This is a genomic window from Chromobacterium sp. ATCC 53434 (genome assembly GCF_002848345.1).
GTDB lineage: Bacteria > Pseudomonadota > Gammaproteobacteria > Burkholderiales > Chromobacteriaceae > Chromobacterium.
In genome coordinates, this window is the sequence record NZ_CP025429.1 from 1,076,229 (window position 1) to 1,093,546 (window position 17,318).

The 17,318-nt window shown below is 65.4% G+C and carries 17 protein-coding genes; 11 read left to right on the forward strand and 6 right to left on the reverse strand.

What is annotated here, in order from left to right:
- The first annotated feature begins 5 nt into the window (after positions 1–5).
- From CXB49_RS05085 to CXB49_RS05100, 4 genes are all read left to right on the forward strand, one after another.
- Entirely contained in the window at positions 6–320 is a 315-nt protein-coding gene (locus CXB49_RS05085; RefSeq protein WP_101707402.1) for a carboxymuconolactone decarboxylase family protein, read from the forward strand.
- An 11-nt stretch (positions 321–331) separates the two neighbouring features.
- Entirely contained in the window at positions 332–736 is a 405-nt protein-coding gene (locus CXB49_RS05090; RefSeq protein WP_101707403.1) for a tautomerase family protein, read from the forward strand.
- On the forward strand, positions 733–1,299 hold the full coding sequence (locus tag CXB49_RS05095) for a DUF4865 family protein (RefSeq protein WP_101707404.1): 567 nt from the start codon (positions 733–735) through the stop codon (positions 1,297–1,299). The genes CXB49_RS05090 and CXB49_RS05095 overlap by 4 nt, the downstream gene beginning before the upstream one ends.
- A 92-nt stretch (positions 1,300–1,391) precedes the next feature.
- Positions 1,392–3,281 (forward strand): methyl-accepting chemotaxis protein, encoded by a 1,890-nt coding sequence (locus CXB49_RS05100; protein WP_101707405.1) that lies wholly within the window; start codon positions 1,392–1,394, stop codon positions 3,279–3,281.
- A gap of 89 nt (positions 3,282–3,370) precedes the next feature.
- Here the strand turns inward: CXB49_RS05100 and CXB49_RS05105 are convergent, their stop codons facing one another.
- The 6 genes from CXB49_RS05105 to CXB49_RS05130 form a co-directional block, all read right to left on the reverse strand.
- Positions 3,371–4,318 (reverse strand): transporter, encoded by a 948-nt coding sequence (locus CXB49_RS05105; protein WP_101707406.1) that lies wholly within the window; start codon positions 4,316–4,318, stop codon positions 3,371–3,373.
- Positions 4,319–4,448: 130 nt separating this feature from the next.
- Positions 4,449–6,413 carry an acetate--CoA ligase gene (gene acs / locus CXB49_RS05110; RefSeq protein ID WP_101707407.1) on the reverse strand — a complete coding sequence of 655 codons (1,965 nt, stop codon included), beginning with the start codon at positions 6,411–6,413 and terminating at the stop codon, positions 4,449–4,451.
- Between the two features lie 74 nt (positions 6,414–6,487).
- Positions 6,488–8,167, reverse strand: a complete 1,680-nt coding sequence (locus tag CXB49_RS05115; RefSeq protein ID WP_101707408.1) for a cation acetate symporter — start codon at positions 8,165–8,167, stop codon at positions 6,488–6,490.
- A complete protein-coding gene (locus CXB49_RS05120; RefSeq protein ID WP_101707409.1) occupies positions 8,167–8,475 on the reverse strand; it encodes a DUF485 domain-containing protein in 309 nt (102 codons plus the stop codon). Before CXB49_RS05120 ends, CXB49_RS05115 begins: the two co-directional genes overlap by 1 nt.
- 390 nt (positions 8,476–8,865) lie before the next feature.
- Positions 8,866–9,066, reverse strand: a complete 201-nt coding sequence (locus CXB49_RS05125; RefSeq protein WP_101707410.1) for a hypothetical protein — start codon at positions 9,064–9,066, stop codon at positions 8,866–8,868.
- A gap of 340 nt (positions 9,067–9,406) precedes the next feature.
- Positions 9,407–9,853 carry a lysozyme gene (locus tag CXB49_RS05130; protein WP_101707411.1) on the reverse strand — a complete coding sequence of 149 codons (447 nt, stop codon included), beginning with the start codon at positions 9,851–9,853 and terminating at the stop codon, positions 9,407–9,409.
- A gap of 320 nt (positions 9,854–10,173) precedes the next feature.
- On the opposite strand from CXB49_RS05130, the gene CXB49_RS05135 reads away from it, so the two are divergent.
- The 7 genes from CXB49_RS05135 (at position 10,174) to CXB49_RS05165 (ending at position 17,315) form a co-directional block, all read left to right on the forward strand.
- Complete coding sequence (locus CXB49_RS05135; RefSeq protein WP_101710611.1) at positions 10,174–10,716, forward strand: cytochrome b; 543 nt, start codon at positions 10,174–10,176, stop codon at positions 10,714–10,716.
- A gap of 26 nt (positions 10,717–10,742) precedes the next feature.
- Positions 10,743–11,309 (forward strand): YceI family protein, encoded by a 567-nt coding sequence (locus CXB49_RS05140; RefSeq protein WP_101707412.1) that lies wholly within the window; start codon positions 10,743–10,745, stop codon positions 11,307–11,309.
- A gap of 31 nt (positions 11,310–11,340) precedes the next feature.
- Positions 11,341–11,919, forward strand: coding sequence for a YceI family protein (locus tag CXB49_RS05145; protein WP_101707413.1), 579 nt, complete (start codon positions 11,341–11,343; stop codon positions 11,917–11,919).
- A 187-nt stretch (positions 11,920–12,106) separates the two neighbouring features.
- Positions 12,107–13,636, forward strand: coding sequence for a sphingomyelin phosphodiesterase (sph, locus tag CXB49_RS05150; protein WP_101707414.1), 1,530 nt, complete (start codon positions 12,107–12,109; stop codon positions 13,634–13,636).
- A gap of 194 nt (positions 13,637–13,830) precedes the next feature.
- A complete protein-coding gene (locus tag CXB49_RS05155) occupies positions 13,831–14,910 on the forward strand; it encodes a hypothetical protein (RefSeq protein ID WP_101707415.1) in 1,080 nt (359 codons plus the stop codon).
- A gap of 15 nt (positions 14,911–14,925) precedes the next feature.
- A complete protein-coding gene (locus tag CXB49_RS05160) occupies positions 14,926–15,927 on the forward strand; it encodes a fatty acid desaturase (RefSeq protein ID WP_101707416.1) in 1,002 nt (333 codons plus the stop codon).
- Positions 15,928–16,325: 398 nt separating this feature from the next.
- On the forward strand, positions 16,326–17,315 hold the full coding sequence (locus CXB49_RS05165; protein WP_199406785.1) for an iron-containing redox enzyme family protein: 990 nt from the start codon (positions 16,326–16,328) through the stop codon (positions 17,313–17,315).
- The last annotated feature ends 3 nt before the right edge of the window (positions 17,316–17,318 follow it).

Below are 17,318 nucleotides of genomic sequence, written 5' to 3' on the forward strand. Positions count from 1 at the left end.
CCATGATGTTTTCCGCAAGCGAAGCTTTGCCCCGGCTGGCGCCGAAGCTGGACCGGCTGACCCGCGACGTGTTGTTCGGCGATGTCTGGCAAGGCGCGGCGCTGACGCCGCGCGAACGCAGCCTGATCACCATCGCCGCGCTGCTGCCCCAATCCCGGCCGGCCGCGCTGGCGTTTCACCTGCGGCGCGGCCTGGACAACGGCCTGGCCGCCGGCGAGCTGGCTGAAATTCTGACCCACCTGGCCTTCTACGTCGGCTGGCCGGCGGCCACCGCCGCGCTGGAACAGCTGGACGCCGTCTTGGCCGAGCCATCGATATAACAGGAGAAGCCATGCCTTACGCCCGCATTTCCCTCCATAGAGGCAAGTCGCCGCAGTATCTGCGCGCGCTGGCCGACGGCATCCACCAGGCGATGGTGGAGTGTTTCGCCGTGCCGCCGGCCGATCGCTTCCAGCTGATCCACCAGCACGAGCCGGGCGAGATGATCTTCGACCGCGATTACGCCGGCGGTCCGCGCTCCGACGACTTCACGCTGGTGGCGATACAGACCGGCCGGCCGCGCAGCGCCGAGGCCAAGGCCGCGCTGTACGCCAGGATGGCCGAATTGCTGGCGGCGTCGCCCGGTCTCGCGCCGGCCGACCTGATGGTGGTGGTCGGCGACGGCAAGATGGAGGACTGGTCGTTCAGCCATGGCCGCCAGGCGTCTCAATTGTCGCCGGAGGTGTTGAAACCATGATCGCGATGCGATACCGGATCGCGCTGCCGGCCGACTATCCGATGGAAATCATCGAACGACGCATCGTCGAGCGCGGCCATCTGACCGACGGCCTGCCCGGCCTGGGCCTCAAAGCGTATCTGTACAGCCGCGCGGGCGAGCATGGCGCCGTGGCGAACGCCTATGCGCCGTTCTATCTGTGGCGGCGTTCGGAAGGCTTGCGCGACTTCCTGTCCGGGCCCGGCTTCGCCGCGTTGTGCGCGTCGTTCGGCCGGCCGGCGGTGGAGAGCGCGGCGGCCTGGTTCGGCGAGTGGCGCGACCAGGTGGCCGAGGCGCGTTACGCGACGGTGGAGACGTTGCCGATCACGGCGGGGACGGACATGGACGCGCTGCGGCGGGAGCAGCGGAACTGGCTGGCCGGCCAGTGGGACCGGGATGGCGCGCTGGCCGTCGCGGCGGCTTTCGATCCGGCGAACTGGACGCTGCGCCGCCTGGTCTTGTCGCGGTTGCCGCCCGATCCGCCAGGGCGCGGCGCCGTCGAATGCTATCGGGTCGGGCGGGTCTCGATCGGCGCGCCGGTCTGACGGACGATTGTAAAAAAATGGACAAGGCGGTTTGGCCGAATGCACAGGTGCTCTATGGTAAAAGGACCTGAGTTTGATCGTGAGCCGCCGTCATGAAGATCGCCCATAAAGCCGGACTGATTTCCGCCCTGGTGCTGGCCGCCACTTTGTCCACATTGTCTTGGTTGCAATATCTGAGCGTTGCCGACAGCATACGCACCGGCAAGGAGCAGGAGGTGGTCCAGAGCAGCCAGGTGCTGGCCGGGCAGATCGCCAACTGGTTGAACGGCAAGCTGTCGCAGATTCAGCTGATGTCGGAAACCATAGATTCCAATTTCAGCGGCGAACGCATCCTGGAGGTGTTTCAGCGGCCGATGCTGAAGAACGAATTCAAGCTGGTGTTCGGCGGCCTGGACAGCGACGGCAAGAAAATCTCCAACGACCCGTCGTGGAATCCGCCGCCGACCTGGGACGCCCGCAAGCGGCCGTGGTATCCGGTGGCCAAGGCGGCGGCCGGCGTCGGCCTGACCGACCCGTACCCGGACGCCGCGTCCGGCGAAATCCTGATCTCGGTGGTGGCCAAGCTGACCGACAAGGGCGCGTTCAAGGGCGCTTTCGGCGGCGACCTCAGCCTGAAGACGGTGTCGGAGGCGCTGAATACCGCCACCTTCAACGGCGCCGGCTACGCCTTCCTGCTGTCGGCCGACGGCAAGATCATCAGCCATCCGGACGCCAAGCTGAACGGCAAGAGCATCGCCGATCTGTTCGGCGGCACGGCGCCGGCGCTGGACGACAAGGTGCAGGAGGTGGTGGTCGACGGCCATAGGCTGATGGTGGCCTTCCATCCGCTGGAGAAGCTGCAGGCGGCCAAGTGGCTGGTCGGCGTGGTGCTGGACGAGGACAAGGTGATGGCCGAGGCGCGGCAGATAGGCTGGCGCGGGCTGTGGGGCGCGGTGATCGGCGTGGTGCTGAGCATGGCGATATTGAGCAGCTTGATGCAGCAGATCCTGCGGCGGCCGCTGCAGCAGCTGAAGCATTCGCTGACCGAACTCAACAGCGGCAACGGCGACCTGACCCGCCGCGTCGACGAGTCGTCCAGCGACGAGTTCGGCGAGGTGGCGCGCGAGCTGAACCGCTTCATCGCCTATTTGCAGCGGCTGATCGGCGATATCCGCCAGATTTCGACCCGGGTCTCGCTGGGCGCCGAGCAGAGCGCCGGCGAGGCGCGGCAGAGCAGCGGCGAGGCCAGCCGCCTGCAGCAGGAGTTGGAGCAATTGGTGACGGCCATCCGCCAGATGGCCGAGGCCGCCGGCGAGATGACGTCGAACGCCGGCGCGGTGGCCGAGGCCGCGCGGCTGGCGCACGAGGAAACCGGCAGCCGGGTGGCGCTGGTGACCCAGTCCAGCCAGGCGATACGCCGGCTGGCCGACACGCTGGACGAGACCTCGCATTCGATGAACGAGTTGGCCGAGTTCAGCAAGAACATCGAGTCCATCGTCAGGGTGATCACCGGCGTGGCCGAGCAGACTAATCTGTTGGCGCTGAACGCGGCGATCGAGGCGGCGCGGGCCGGCGAGATGGGACGCGGCTTCGCCGTCGTCGCCGACGAGGTGCGCAAGCTGGCCTCGCAGACCCAGCAGGCGACGCAGGAGATCCGCACGATGATAGAGCAGCTGCAGCGCGGCGTCGGCGAGGCCCGGCAGAAGATGGACGAAAGCCGCGAGCGCGCCAGCAGCACGGTCAAGGACGCCGAGCAGATCAGCGACATGCTGTTGCGCATCCAGGACGTGATTTCCGATATCAACGCCAAGAACGGCGAGATCGCCGGCGCCGTCGACCGTCAGAGCCGGATGACGCAGGAGATCAACGACAGCGCCGGCAATATCCAGCACATAGGCCAGCGCGTCAGCGACGCGGCCCAGGTGCAATTGCAGCACTGCAACGACACCGCCACCGACGTTGCCGAGCAGGACAAGATGATAGGACGGTTCCGGCTGGAATGAGCCGTTCCGCCGCCGCGATGCCAAGCCGGGGCTGATGCCCCGGCTTTTTCATGCGATGGCGGCTCCGGCATGGCGCGCCGGAACGCGGTTCAGATCGGCACGAACAGCGACAGCCAGGCGTTCCAGCCGGCCGTGCGGTTCTTCGCGTCGAATTCGTCGTAGGCCTTCAGATTGGCGTACCACTTCTTCTTGCCGACCTGGAAGAAGTAGCCGATCTGCGGACCCAGGCCGGCCACCCGCGACTTCAGGTCCTGCCGGCCGAGGCCGGGACCGGTATCGTTGTCCAACTGGTGGTAGGCGTAGCCGACCAGGCCGATGTGGAAGTCCTCGTTGAGGAACTGCGACAGCGAGACGTCCAGATGGGCGTCGGTGCCGTTGCGGTAGTCGGTGTCCGGGTTCTTCTGGTTGAAGGTCAGGCCCAGCACGGCGGAAAACTCCAGGCCGGACGTGGTGTTCAGATAGCTGTAGCCGCCGCCGGCGTCATAGGACCAGTGGTTCAGTCCCAGGTTGGCGGCGCGGTTCGGGTCATAGGCGCCGACCGGCACGCCCATCGTCGCGTAGGCCAGATAGTTGTGATTGCCGGCATTCCATTTCAGCGTCGCCATCGGATACAGATCGCCGAAGCCGTCGCGACTGTCGTCGCTGCTGGCCGAACGGGTCCGGCCGCTCGCCGACGTGGAGGCCACGCTGTCGTAGACATCGGTGCGGCCGTACAGGCCGGTCAGCGATATCGCCGCCTGCGCGCCGGCCACCGGCGTGGCGAAGGTGTAGGTCGGCGCGACGAACAACGTGTCGCTGGGCGTGCTCAGCTGGGTGTCGGTCACCCGGCCGCGCCGGTTCTGATTGCGGGTCTCCGAGTTGGCGTAGGCGTGGTAGCCGCTGAAGGTCCACGACCAGCCGGGATCGTTGGCGACGGCGGCGAAGGTGCCGAGCTGGCCGGGCAGCCAGAAGCTCAGTCCGCCTTCGTCGGCTTGGGCCGGAGCGGCGGCGAGGGCGGCGGCCGCGAGGCAGAGCAGGGCGGGGACGGTCTTTTTCATGGCGGAGACTCTTGCGGTATGGCCGGGTGGCATGCCATTGGAGTGTCGCACACTATCGTTGCAGCGAGTAGCGGACGGAGGATGGGAAAAGCCGGAGCCGCGAGGCGGCCCCGGCTGCGGGACGGACGTTTTACAGCGGCTGTTGCAGCTGCTGCAGGATTTGCGGGTTTTCCAGCGTCGACACGTCCTGGGTGATGGCCTCGCCCTTGGCGATCGAGCGCAGCAACCGGCGCATGATCTTGCCGGAGCGGGTCTTGGGCAGGTTCTCGCCGAAGCGGATGTCGTCCGGCTGGGCGATCTTGCCGATCTCGTGCGCCACCCAGTTTTTCAGCTCGGCCGCCACCGTCTTGGCGTTGTCGCCTTCCGGACGCGGGCCCTTCAGCACGACGAAGGCGACGACCGCCTCGCCCTTGACGTCGTGCGGCTTGCCGACCACCGCCGCCTCGGCCACCAGCGGGTTGGCCACCAGCGCCGATTCGATTTCCATCGTGCCCAGCCGGTGGCCGGACACGTTCAGCACGTCGTCGATGCGGCCCATGATCCAGAAATAGCCGTTCTCGTCGCGGTGGGCGGAGTCGCCGGCCAGGTAGTAGCGGCCGTTGAACTCTTCCGGGAAATAGGTCTTCTTGAAGCGCTCCGGATCGTTCCAGATCGTGCGGACCAGGCTGGGGAACGGCTTCTTGATCACCAGGAAGCCGCCGCGGCCCGGCTCCACCTGGGCGCCGGACTCGTCGACGATGTCGGCGATCACGCCCGGCAACGGCAGCGTGCACGAGCCGGGCTTGGTGGCGACGGCGCCCGGCAGCGGCGCGATCATCGCCGAGCCGGTCTCGGTCTGCCACCAGGTGTCGACGATGGGGCAGCGGCCGCCGCCCACCGTCTCGTGATACCAGATCCAGGCCTCGGGGTTGATCGGCTCGCCGACGGTGCCCAGCACGCGCAGGCTGGACAGGTCGAATTGCTTGGGCAGGTCGGCGCCCAGCTTGATCAGCGAGCGGATCGCTGTCGGCGCGGTGTAGAAGAGGGATACCTTGTGCTGTTCTATCATCCGCCAGAAGCGGCTGGCGTCGGGGTAGGTCGGCACGCCCTCGAAGATCAGCTGGGTGGCGCCGTTGGCCAGCGGGCCGTAGCAGACATAGCTGTGGCCGGTGATCCAGCCGACATCGGCGGTGCACCAGTAGACGTCGTTCGGCTTGTAGTCGAATACCCAGCGGAAGCTGTTGATCGCGCCCAGCAGATAGCCGGCGGTGCTGTGTTGAATGCCCTTGGGCTTGCCGGTGGAGCCGGAGGTGTACAGGATGAACAGCGGGTCCTCGGCGTTCATCCATTCCGGCTCGCAGGTCTCGCTCTGGCCTTCGACCAGCTTGTGCCACCACACGTCGCGGCCGTCCACCCAGGCGGCGCCGGCATTGGTGCGCTGGTAGACCACCACATGCTTGATCGACTCGGTGCCTTCCAGCGCCAGCGCCTCGTCGACGGTGGACTTCAGCGCCACGCTCTTGCCGCCGCGCAGGCCCTCGTTGGCGGTGATCACCACGCTGGCGCCGGCATCCTGGATGCGGTCGCGCACCGCGCCGGCGGAGAAGCCGCCGAACACCACCGAGTGGATGGCGCCGATGCGGGCGCAGGACTGCATCGCCACCACCGCCTCTATGCCCATCGGCATGTAGACGACGACGCGGTCGCCCTTGCCGACGCCGAGGCTCTTCAGGCCGTTGGCGAACTGGCAGACGCGGCGGTGCAACTCGGCGTAGGTGATGCGGACGATTTCGCCGTCGTCGGCCTCGAAGATGATGGCGATCTTGTTGGCGTCGGTGGCCAGGTGGCGGTCCAGGCAGTTGTACGACGCGTTCAGCACGCCGTCGTCGAACCACTTGAAGAACGGCGCCGCGCTGTCGTCCAGCACGCGGGAAAACGGTTTTTTCCAGCTGATCAGTTCACGCGCCAGATCCCCCCAGAACGACAGGTAGTGGTCGTCGGCCTGTTCGCACAATGCGTGGTAGGCCTCGATGCCGCTGATGGACGCCTTGCGGCGGAATTCTTCCGACGGGGCGAAGCTGCGGGTTTCCTTGAGGATGGAATCTAGCGTCGACATACGTGTTTCTCCAGAGTCTTTGGTGTTGTCGCCGCGCGCGGCCGGCGCGCGCGGCGTGTCAATGATGATGACATTTAATGTTTGCTGGCGCCACTGGCCCCGATGCCGGTCATCGCCCTGACGTACTGGGCGTCGAACTTGGCTTTTTCCTCAGCGGCCTGGCGCGAGGTGTCCAGCACCGAGACCAGCCAGGTGACGAGGAAGGCCAGCGTCATCGAGAAGATGGCCGGGTTCTTGTACGGGAACACCGCGTGCTCGTGCTTCAGCACCTCGACCCATACCGTCGGTCCCAGCACGATCAGCACCACCGCGGTCAACAGGCCCACCAGGCCGCCGACCACCGCGCCGCGGGTGGTCAGGCCCCGCCAGAACATCGACAGGAACAGCACCGGAAAGTTGGCGGAGGCGGCGATGGAGAAGGCCAGGCCCACCATGAAGGCGATGTTCTGCTTCTCGAACACCAGGCCCAGCACGATGGCCACGACGCCCAGCACCACGGTGGTGATCTTGGAGACGCGGATCTCGTCGGTCTCGTTGGCGTGGCCGTGCTTGATCACGCTGGCGTACAGGTCGTGCGACACCGCCGACGCGCCGGACAGCGCCAGGCCGGCCACCACCGCCAGGATGGTGGCGAAGGCGACGGCGGAGATGAAGCCGAGGAAGATGTCGCCGCCGACGGCGTTGGCCAGATGGATGGCCGCCATATTGCTGCCGCCCACCAGCTGGTGCACTTCCTTGCCGCCCTTGGTCACCGTCTCCATCATCCCCGGCTGGTTCAGCACCAGCATGATGGCGCCGAAGCCGATGATGAAGGTCAGGATGTAGAAGTAGCCGATGAAGCCGGTGGCGAAGAACACCGACTTGCGGGCTTCCTTGGCGTCGGCGACGGTGAAGAAGCGCATCAGGATGTGCGGCAGGCCGGCGGTGCCGAACATCAGCGCCAGGCCCAGCGAGATCGAGTCGATCGGATCGGCCTTGCCCGGCGCCATGATGGCGACGCCCTTGCTGTGCGCGGCCACCGCTCGCTCGAACATCACTTCGGGACTGAAGCCGACGGTGGCCAGCACCATGATGGCCATGAAAGTGGCGCCGGACAGCAGCAGCACCGCCTTGATGATCTGCACCCAGGTGGTGGCCAGCATGCCGCCGAACAGCACGTAGCACACCATCAGCACGCCGACCAGCAGCACCGCCGAGCCGTAGCTCATGCCGAACAAGAGCTGGATCAGCTTGCCGGCGCCGACCATCTGCGCGATCAGGTAGATGGACACCACCACCAGCGTCGACAGCGCGGCGAAGCTGCGCACCGGCATCTGTCCCAGCCGGTAGGAGGCGACGTCGGCGAAAGTGTATTTGCCGAGGTTGCGCAGCCGTTCGGCCACCAGGAACAGGATGATGGGCCAGCCGACCAGGAAGCCCATCGAGTAGATCAGGCCGTCGTAGCCCTTGTCGAACACCAGCGCGGAAATGCCCAGAAAGGACGCCGCCGACATATAGTCGCCGGCGATGGCCAGGCCGTTCTGGAAGCCGGTGATGCCGCCGCCGGCGGCGTAGAAGTCCTTGGCCGACTTGGTGCGGCGGGCCGCCCAGTAGGTCACGCCCAGCGTCAGCGCGACGAAGAGGAAGAACATGATCACGGCGTGCCAGTTGGTCGGCTGGCGCTTGACGTCGCCTTCGATCGCGCCGGCCGCCCAGCAAAGCGCCGGCGCCAGCGCCGCGATGCCGGCGGCCAGTTGCAGTTTGAGCTGTCGCATCACTTGGACTCCTCGACGATCTGCTGGGTCAGCGGGTCGAACTCGCGGTTGGCGCGGCGCACATAGATGCCGGTCAGCACGAAGGCCGACAGGATGATGCCGACGCCGATCGGAATGCCCACCGTCATCGTGGCGCCGTCGTACAGCGGCTTGCCCAGCAGCGACGGGTCGAAAGCCAGCACCAGAATGTAGCCGTAGTAGATGACCAGCATGACGATGGCCAGTGTCCAGCCCAGGCCGGTCTTTTTGTGGACCAGTTCCAGATACTTCGGATTGGACTGGATTTTTTGCAGCATCTCCTCATTCATGACGTCCTCCTCCTTTTATTGTCGGGTGCGTGCGCGTGTGACGACGCTGCATACACGATACGAGTGCGGGGACGGGCGATCTAATCGTATTTTTTGATGCGGCGAATTCGTTCAGGCTATGGTTCGTGGTAAAAATTTATTGATATCAATGATTTAAATTGGAATTTTTGCTCGAAAAAATTGTGGAATATTCAAATGGCCGGTGCTGGCGCTATTCAATCGAGGCGGCCCTGTCGCGCTGCAACATGATGACGTTGGGAAGGCTGGGGGCAGGGGGCGTGTTGCGCGAAAACCCGCTGCTGGCAAGGTTTTGCGGGCGGTTCGGGCGCGGGGAAAGGGCGGTGGATTTTATCGACGCCGGCGCGTTTGGGCGCCGGAGCGGCCATGGCCTCAGGCCGGTTTGTCCGTCTTGGGCTGAAAGCGCATGCAGGGCTGGCCGGACGCCCCCAGCATGTCCAGGCAGGGCGCGCGCTTGCTGGAAAAACCCATCGCCCGGCAGCCGTAGGGGAAGCTCGGGTCGTAGGTGACGAAGTAGTGCCGGCAGCGCCGGCACAACGGCGCGGCGCGCGGCGGGGGCAAGGCTTTGGGCATCATCGCATCGAAAACGGAAACTCCCGCCAGCTTAGAGCCTGTTTACGATCTTTTTGCGGCATCGGCGGTTTTCTGCCGGATGCAGGGCGCGGAAAACGGCCCGCCGCAGTGTCGTTCACTGCCAGGGACGTTTGACAAAGCCATGCGCCGGCAAAACACCGCCCCGAAGGGCAGCCCAGCCAGCAGGCCATCTGCCGCGTTGTCAGGCTAGGCCTTGGAATCACCAAGGCCTACGCCCTCCGCCTTGCATCTGACCTGCTGGCTGGCCTGCGCTGCTCGGAAAAAGATCGTAAACAGGCTCTTAGCAGCCGGCGGGAGACCAGTGGAGGGAAATGCCGGCTCAGGCGGCGGCGGTCGCCGGCGCCAGGAACAGCGCCTGTTCGGCCTGCCGGCGTTTCAGCAGGCCCGGCAGAACCTGGCCGCCGGCCTTGTCCCACAGCGGAAACTGGCCGGCGGCGCCGCGGTAGTCGCCGGCGTTCAGCAGGCGCAGCAGCGTCGAGTTTTGCAGATTGCCGAGGCCGAGGTTGTAGCTGAAGCTGACCAGCGCGTCGAACTGGTTCTGGTTGAGCGGCGATGTTGCCAGCCTGGAGACGCCCTGCTCGAAGCGGGCCAGGTCCTGGCGCAGCAGCTGATCCGCTTGCTGCTGGTCTATGGCCAGGCCGCCATGCACGTTGGCGCCGGTGTGGCCGTAGCCTATGGTCCAGACGCCGACGGCGTCCTGATAGGCGACAAGGCGCAGGCCTTCGAATTGCTGGATCAGATTAATGCCGTTCTGGCTGGTTTGCATGGGGGCTCCTGTGGGGGATGGGGCCGCCGCCGGACGGCGGCGTGGCATGGGAGGGCGCGGGGCCTGTTATTTGGTGCAGTTTTGATTGCCGCTTCGGACGATAGCGTTTGACTTTGGTATTTTTATCGCAGCATGGCGGCGTGAGCGCAGGTGTTCGCCAGTTTATTGGCGAATCGCGGAGTTTGTTTACTAATGCGAAATAATAAATTTGTTGAAGCGGGCTATTTCAAGCAAGGAAAACCGCTTACAGTCAGCGTACCCGGTTGCGCCCGCAAGGCGCGGCCGGACGATTCCCGAACACCGTTTACCAGGGGCCGCCCATGCCGCAAACGCGTTACACCGCCACCGCCATCTTCCTGCACTGGTTGATGGCCATCGCGCTCGTCTGTCTGTTCAGCGTCGGCTTCTACATGCACGGCATGTCGCTGTCGCCGCTGAAGTTGAAAATCTATTCCTGGCACAAGTGGTCGGGCGTCACGGTGTTTCTGCTGGTGTGGCTGCGGCTGGTCTGGCGCTTCGGCCACCGGCCGCCGGCGCTGCCGGCCGGCATGGGCGCCCTGGTGCGGGCGCTGGCCCACGCCGGCCACGCGATGCTGTATCTGCTGATGATCGCCATTCCGCTGTCGGGCTGGTTGATGAGCTCGGCCAAGGGCGTGCAGACCGTGTACTTCGGCGTGCTGTCGCTGCCGGACCTGATCGCGCCGAATCCCGAGCTGGGCCACCGGCTGGCCTCGCTGCACTCTGCGTTGAACTACCTGCTGGCCGCGGTGGTGCTGGGCCATGTGGCCGCCGCGCTGAAACATCATCTGATAGACCGAGACGACGTGCTGACCCGCATGCTGCCCTGGCGCGTCCGTTCCTGAACCCCATTCCTTCGGAGAGACGAACAATGAATATCAAACGCACCGCGCCGCTGTTGCTGGCCGTCGCCCTGGCCGCGCCGCTGACGGCCCAGGCCGTCGAATACACGACGATCCAGCAGGACAAGAGCAATATCGCCTTCGGCTACAAGCAGATGGGCGTCGGCATGCAGGGCCATTTCAAGAAGTTTTCCGCCCAGCTGAATTTCGACCCGGCCAAGCCGGCCGCCGCCAAGGCGCAGCTGGACGTCAACCTGGCCAGCATCGATACCGGTTCGGCCGAGGCCAACGAGCAGGTGGCCGACAAGGACTGGTTCAATACCAAGCAGTATCCGAATGCCCGTTTCGTATCCAGCGCGATCAAGCCCTTGGGCGGCAACCGCTTCCAGGTGGACGGCAAGCTGACGATCAAGGGCCGCACCCAGACGGTCGGCACCGTGGCCACGATGACGCCGCAAGGCGCGCAGGCCGCCTTCGACGGCGCCTTCACGATCAAGCGCGCCGATTTCGCCATCGGCGAGGGCGACTGGAAGGATTTCGGCACCGTGGCCAATGAAATCCAGATCAAGTTCCATCTGCTGGCGCGCGCCAAATAAGCGCTGCCGCGTTCAACCAAGGAAAGAAGCCATGAACAAACTGACCCGCCTCACCCTGGCCGCCGTGGCCGTCGCCGGTTTCAGCAGCGCCGCGCTGGCCAAGCCGGAAACCTATGTGATCGACGGCACCCACACCTTCCCGCGCTTCTCGTACAGCCACCTGGGCTTCTCCACCCAGCTGAGCCGCTTCGACAAGACCAGCGGCAAGATCGTGCTGGACAAGGAGGCCAAGACCGGCTCGGTCGACGTGACCATAGACATGAAGTCGGTCGATACCGGCTACCCGGTGTTCAACGGCCACATCCAGGGCGCGGACTTCTTCGACACCGCCAAGTACCCGACCGCCACCTTCAAGTCGACCAAGGTGCTGTTCGACGGCGACAAGCCGACCGCGGTCGAGGGCAATCTGACGATCAAGGGCGTGACCAAGCCGGTGACGCTGACGCTGTCCAGCTTCCTGCAGCAGCCGCATCCGATGCTGAAGAAAGACGCCATCGGCGCCAACGCCAGCACCAAGATCAAGCGCACCGAATTCAACGCCGGCAAGTACGCGCCGTATGTCGGCGACGATGTCACCATCGACATCGCCGTGGAAGCCATCCACGAATAAGCCGCGCTTTCGCGTTGAAAGCCGCCGCCCGAATGGACGGCGGCTTTTTTGCGTCCGGCGCAATGGCTTGCCAGCGCGCGAATGTGTATGCGATGTAAATTGAATATTAATTTTTAAGTAATTAACCATAGTGCAAGAAAACTGATCCAGCCTTTGCCGCTTCCTTCACCCATCACAAGGATGCCCGATGAAAGCCTGGCGTTTTCTGCTGTGCGCGGCGCTGCTGCCCGCCGCCTCCCATGCCGCCTATCCCGACGATCTGAAACTTTCCACCTGGAACGCGATGCTGCTGCCGCAGGCCTTGTATCCGAATTACGGCCAGATGCGCCGCGTCGAGCTGATGGCGGCCTCATCGGTCGCGCAGCGTCAGGACGTGATGGTGTTCCAGGAGCTGCAGGACAACGCGGCGTCGGAACATCTGCTGGCGCTGTTGAAGCCGCGCTTTCCGTACCAGACGCCGGTGATAGGCCGCACGCAGCAGGGCTGGGACGGCACCGAGGGCTGGAACGGCATGAAGCCCGAGGACGGCGGCGTCGCCATCGTCAGCCGCTGGCCCATCGTCGAGCGGCGCCAGTATCTGTTCCAGACGCCCGGCTGCAGCTGGGACGGCCAGGCGCTCAAGGGCTTCGCCTACGCCAGGATCGCCGCCAACGGCGGCTTCTACCACGTGATCGCCACCCATTTGCAGTCAGAGGACAGCGGTTGCGCCAGTCATGCCGACATCGCGGTGCGCCAGGCGCAGCTGCGCGAGATGTCGGCCTGGATCCGCTCGCGCCAGCTGCCGGCGGACGAGCCGGTGATCGTCGCCGGTGACATGAACATCGACCGCAACAAGACCGCCGAGTACCGCGCGCTGCTGGACATCCTCGGCGCGAACGAGCCCCGCTACGCCGGGGCGCAGTACAGCTTCGACACCGCCGCCAACGGCATCGCGCTGGAGCGCTACGGCGCGCGCAGCGGCGACGCGCCGGAGTATCTGGACTACATCCTGACGCTGAAGGGCCATCGCCAGCCGGCGATGTGGCACAACCAGGCGCTGGACGCGCCGGCGCCGCAATGGACGGTCCAGTCGGCGGTGGCCAGGCAGACCTACGCCTACGCCGATTTCAGCGATCACTACCCGGTGCAGGCCTTCGCCTGGGCCGACGCCTCGACGCCGACCCGCTCGCTGACGGCGCCGGCCGGCAGCTATCGCGGCCTGACGCTGCAGAATGTCGGCAACGGCCGCTATGTCCAGGCGGCGGACGCCAATGACGGCTGGCTGAAGACCGACGCGGTTGCGCCCGGCGTCCGTAGCCGTTTCAATCTGTCCAATAATTTCGCCATGCGGGACAACGGCTGCGTCCGCTCCGGCGAATACGTGCGCCTGGAGCGGGCCGACCGGCCCGGCTGGTTCTGGACCTGGTGGGGGACGGTCGGCGGCAACCAGTACGCCTACTACACCGCCCAGGGGCCGTTGAACCGTTCGCCGGAGCTGCGCCTGGTCAACCATAGCCGGCCGGACGGCTGCCTGCAGGACGGCGATGTGGTGTCGTTCAAGGATTGGGCGCGCGCCGCCGACTATTACCTGACCGCCTGGAGCGGCGGCGGTCATGCCGATCAGCTGTATCTGTGGCAGCCGGCCGTAGGCGACGGCGAGCGTTTCCGGGTGCGGATGGGCGCGGCGCCGCAATACCAGGATTGGTCGTCGCAGCTGGTGTACGCCAAGCGGCGCTAGCCGGCGGTGCCGAAATGGATCAAGCGGCCTGATATTTGGAACAGGTCGGGCCGGCTTGTCTGGCGATAACGGTTGGAAGGAGGGCCGGCTGCCGATTAGACTGGCCGGCAAATTCCTAAACGTCATAATCATGGCCGGTCCGCCGCGGGCTGGCTTTTTTATGCCTCAATGAAATTTATATTAAATAAAATCGTATGAATTTTGAATCCAATGTAATTTTTTGCGATGCGGACGACGCTGAGGCGGCACAGAGGCGGGACCAGGCGCGGCCGCGGCCGGCCACCGTCGCCGATGCGGCCGGCCTGGCCCGGCTGTTCCAGCTGACCTATGGCGATACCAGCCATCCCTGCCAGCAGGAAAGCTTCATCCGCGACGGCATCGCCTCCGGTCTGCAGCACTGGCAGCTGCTGGAATGGGACGGCGGCGTCGGCGCCTGCGCCTGTCTGGCGCTCTATCCGTGGAACCGTTCGCGCGAGATGTGCTTCGGCGCCGTGCATCCGGCCTTGCAGCAGATGGGCATCGTGTCCGCCCTGTGCCGGCGGTGCCTGGACAGCCTGCCGCCGCAGCCGGAGGAACTGGGTTTCTGCACGCCGCGCCAGCCGGCCGCGCTGCGCGCGATGCGCAAATTCCTGAACACGGTGCTGCTTGGCCACGACGGCGGTCCCAACACGGTGGACGGCATACGCGAACACCATCTGCTGGGCATGCACCCGCCGTTTGCCCAGCCTTTCCCGCATGCCGCGCCCGAGGCGCCGGCCATCCTGGCGTCGGCCTTCGTCCGCGAACGGCTGTACGCGCCGCTGGGCCTGTCGATGCGGTCCGGCGCCTATCCGGCGACCTGTTTCACCGGTTCCGAGCGCGGCGAGCGCGACGGGGCCTTTCTGTTCGGGCGCGACGACGCGGTCCAGGCGGTGTTCATCGGCGGCTATCTGGGCGAGCCGGGCGCCGAGGCGGCCGAGCTGGAGCGCTTTCTGGCGAGCCGGGACGATGCGCGCTATGTCTGCGCCCGGGTGTTGGCCGACAAGACCGGCCTGATCGCGCACATGCTGCGGCTGGGTTTCGAGATCACCGCCTATTTGCCGGCCTGGCATTGGGAGAACGGTTTGCGCTGCGATTGCCTGCTGTTGGCCTGGAACGATTTCGACGTCCGGCCGCGGATACACGGCTTCGCCGACGAAGTGGAGGAGTTGGACCGGGCCTGGGCGGAATTGGCCGCGGCCTTGCTGCGGGACGAAACGGCGCGCGCGCCGTCGCCCGCCGACGCAAATATCTGAAAACGGGAGAAATCGATGCAGAAGGAACAATGGCTGGCGGTGCGCCAGCAGTATCCTAACGGCCGCAAGGGCCCCTGGACCGTGCTGCTGTGGCTGGCCGACATCGCCGTCATCGGCGGGGCCTGGGCGGCGTGGAACGCCGAGGCGCTGGCGCTGAGGCTGATCGCGCTGCCGTTGGCGGCGCTGGCGCTGATGCAGTTGTATCTGATCATGCACGAGGCCTGTCACGGCGTGGTGTCGCAGAATCGTTTCGTCAACGACTTGGTCGGCCACGTCTGTTCCTGGTTCATCGGCCTGCCTTATCTGGTGAGGCGGCAAAACCACCTGGCCCACCACGCCTGGACGGGCCACCCGGTCAACGACACCGAAACCCGAGCGATGATCGCCCGCTTCTCGGTGATGACGGAGAAGGAGGAGAAAAGGCTGGAGTGGATGTGGAAGCTGTGGATTCCGATGATCGCCTTGAACCATTTCCGCATCCACTGGGTGGGGCCGTTCCGCGCCCGCCACGTGCCCGGCAACCGGGTGCGGCTGCAACGCTTCTTCAACTGCCTGTACGCGGCCGGCTACGCGGCGCTGATCGCCGCCGCCGTCCATTACCGGATGCTGGGCATGCTGGCCGGCTTCTGCCTGCCGATCTGGCTGTTCCTGCTGACCATGGTCGAGATGCTGAACCTGCCGCACCACGCCGAGGCGCCCATCCTGTCGGAAGATCATCCGGGACTCCGCTTGTGGGAGCAGGACGCCTACACCCACGATTGCGCCGCGGTGCCGTTGTGGTCGCGCTTCCTGATCCTCAACTTCAATCTGCACATCGCCCACCACGCCTTCCCGTGGCTGCCGTGGCATCAACTGGCCAAGGCCGACGCTATGGTGGCGGCGATGCGGCAGGCGCCGCAACCTGAGCGGATCAGCGAGGTGACGTTCGCCTTGCGCAACCGTCGCCGGCCGCTGCTGAGCATGATGGGCCACTTCTTCGACAAGCGCGGCCGTTCGCTGGACGCCGCCGGCAACTGAGCCGGCGCGGCGGCCCGGCGCTTGTCGCCGGGCGCCGCGGCGGCTGTTTTCGATGGCCGCCCTGGCAGCCTCTCGCCAAAGGTTTTATGAAATTTCCTTTTTAAACAGTCATTTCTGTCAGGTTGCGAGTGTTTTTGACCGGGACTGTCGAGCATAAGATAGGAAGGCGCCGCACAAGGCGCCGTTTCTTTTTTGCGAGCGAAAGGAGTGGCATATGCAAACCAAAGTGCAAGAAGCGGTTGTGGTGGTCAAGCCCCGCAACCCGCGCCCGGTTCTGGTACCGGTTCACCTGTAAGCCGGCCTGGCAGGGACCGCCGCGAGGTGGAACGCCCTGACTGAGCCGGGGCCGCGCCGCCGGGATGTCCGGCGGCCGGCGCGACTTGCGAGGAGGATGTGCGATGCCCCAGCACGAGCAAACGCGCTATTGCCTGAATGGAGACGTGATTTCGAATCAGCCGCTGGTGGTCAGGACCGCCGGCGACGAGGAGCTGGAGCTTTCCGCCGGCCAGGCTTCCGAGACCGAGGTGGCGGAATTGGTGCGGCGGCTGGCCGGCGGCTGCACCCAGCCGGAGGTGGAGCACATCCTGCCGCGGCAATCGTCGGAAAGCGTGCGCCGCTTGCTGGCCAGCCTGGAGAATTACGGCGTGATCCGCCCGCTGGCGCCGGCGGAGGGCCAGACCGGCATGCAGACGCTGCTGGAAATCGAGGACCTGTCGAACCAGCTGCTGTACCGGACGCTGTACCGCAACGAGTTCTGGGTGCGATGCCAGAACGCCGCCGGGCCGGGCGACATTCCGGAGCGGGTGTTCCACGGCATGGTGATAGAGAACTACCACTTCCTGTTCCGCGAAAGCTATTTCGACGCGCCGGTGCTGTCCTATGTGCCCAATACCCGGGTGAGGCTGGCGATGAACGCCTTCTTCGCCGAGGAGTACGGCCACGACGAATTGCTGCTGCAGGCCTTGAACCGCATCGGCGTCAGCCGCGAGGACCTGGCGCATACCGTGCCGCTGCCGCAGACGATGGCGCTGTGCAACGCGCTGGCCTACTGGTCGCACAACGATCCGCTGTTCTTCTTCACCACGCTGGGCATTCTGGAAGGCAAGGACATCCGGCAGGACTCCTTCCTGGACGCGGCCTACCGGCTCGGCGTCGACGAGGCCTTCCTGAAGCCGGTCAAGGCGCATTCCGACATCAATCTGAAGGGCGAGCACGGCAGCCTGACCCGGCAGATCTTTTCGCAGATCGACGTGGTGGATCTGGAAACCGCGCGCCGGCTGCGCGCGCAGACCCATCTGTTCGTCGAGTTGTACGACGCCTTCTACAGCGCGGTATGGCGCCATTATTCCGGCGAAGGTCCGCTGCTGCGGCGCATCGAAAACTATTGAGCG

Excerpts from the sequence above, each read along its gene's own strand:
- CXB49_RS05085 (WP_101707402.1), top strand. The coding sequence starts at position 6 with ATGTTTTCCGCAAGCGAAGCTTTGCCCCGGCTGGCGCCGAAGCTGGAC.
- CXB49_RS05090 (WP_101707403.1), top strand. The coding sequence starts at position 332 with ATGCCTTACGCCCGCATTTCCCTCCATAGAGGCAAGTCGCCGCAGTAT.
- CXB49_RS05095 (WP_101707404.1), top strand. The coding sequence starts at position 733 with ATGATCGCGATGCGATACCGGATCGCGCTGCCGGCCGACTATCCGATG.
- CXB49_RS05100 (WP_101707405.1), top strand. The coding sequence starts at position 1,392 with ATGAAGATCGCCCATAAAGCCGGACTGATTTCCGCCCTGGTGCTGGCC.
- CXB49_RS05105 (WP_101707406.1), bottom strand. The coding sequence starts at position 4,318 with ATGAAAAAGACCGTCCCCGCCCTGCTCTGCCTCGCGGCCGCCGCCCTC.
- acs (WP_101707407.1), bottom strand. The coding sequence starts at position 6,413 with ATGTCGACGCTAGATTCCATCCTCAAGGAAACCCGCAGCTTCGCCCCG.
- CXB49_RS05115 (WP_101707408.1), bottom strand. The coding sequence starts at position 8,167 with ATGCGACAGCTCAAACTGCAACTGGCCGCCGGCATCGCGGCGCTGGCG.
- CXB49_RS05120 (WP_101707409.1), bottom strand. The coding sequence starts at position 8,475 with ATGAATGAGGAGATGCTGCAAAAAATCCAGTCCAATCCGAAGTATCTG.
- CXB49_RS05125 (WP_101707410.1), bottom strand. The coding sequence starts at position 9,066 with ATGCCCAAAGCCTTGCCCCCGCCGCGCGCCGCGCCGTTGTGCCGGCGC.
- CXB49_RS05130 (WP_101707411.1), bottom strand. The coding sequence starts at position 9,853 with ATGCAAACCAGCCAGAACGGCATTAATCTGATCCAGCAATTCGAAGGC.
- CXB49_RS05135 (WP_101710611.1), top strand. The coding sequence starts at position 10,174 with ATGCCGCAAACGCGTTACACCGCCACCGCCATCTTCCTGCACTGGTTG.
- CXB49_RS05140 (WP_101707412.1), top strand. The coding sequence starts at position 10,743 with ATGAATATCAAACGCACCGCGCCGCTGTTGCTGGCCGTCGCCCTGGCC.
- CXB49_RS05145 (WP_101707413.1), top strand. The coding sequence starts at position 11,341 with ATGAACAAACTGACCCGCCTCACCCTGGCCGCCGTGGCCGTCGCCGGT.
- sph (WP_101707414.1), top strand. The coding sequence starts at position 12,107 with ATGAAAGCCTGGCGTTTTCTGCTGTGCGCGGCGCTGCTGCCCGCCGCC.
- CXB49_RS05155 (WP_101707415.1), top strand. The coding sequence starts at position 13,831 with ATGAATTTTGAATCCAATGTAATTTTTTGCGATGCGGACGACGCTGAG.
- CXB49_RS05160 (WP_101707416.1), top strand. The coding sequence starts at position 14,926 with ATGCAGAAGGAACAATGGCTGGCGGTGCGCCAGCAGTATCCTAACGGC.
- CXB49_RS05165 (WP_199406785.1), top strand. The coding sequence starts at position 16,326 with ATGCCCCAGCACGAGCAAACGCGCTATTGCCTGAATGGAGACGTGATT.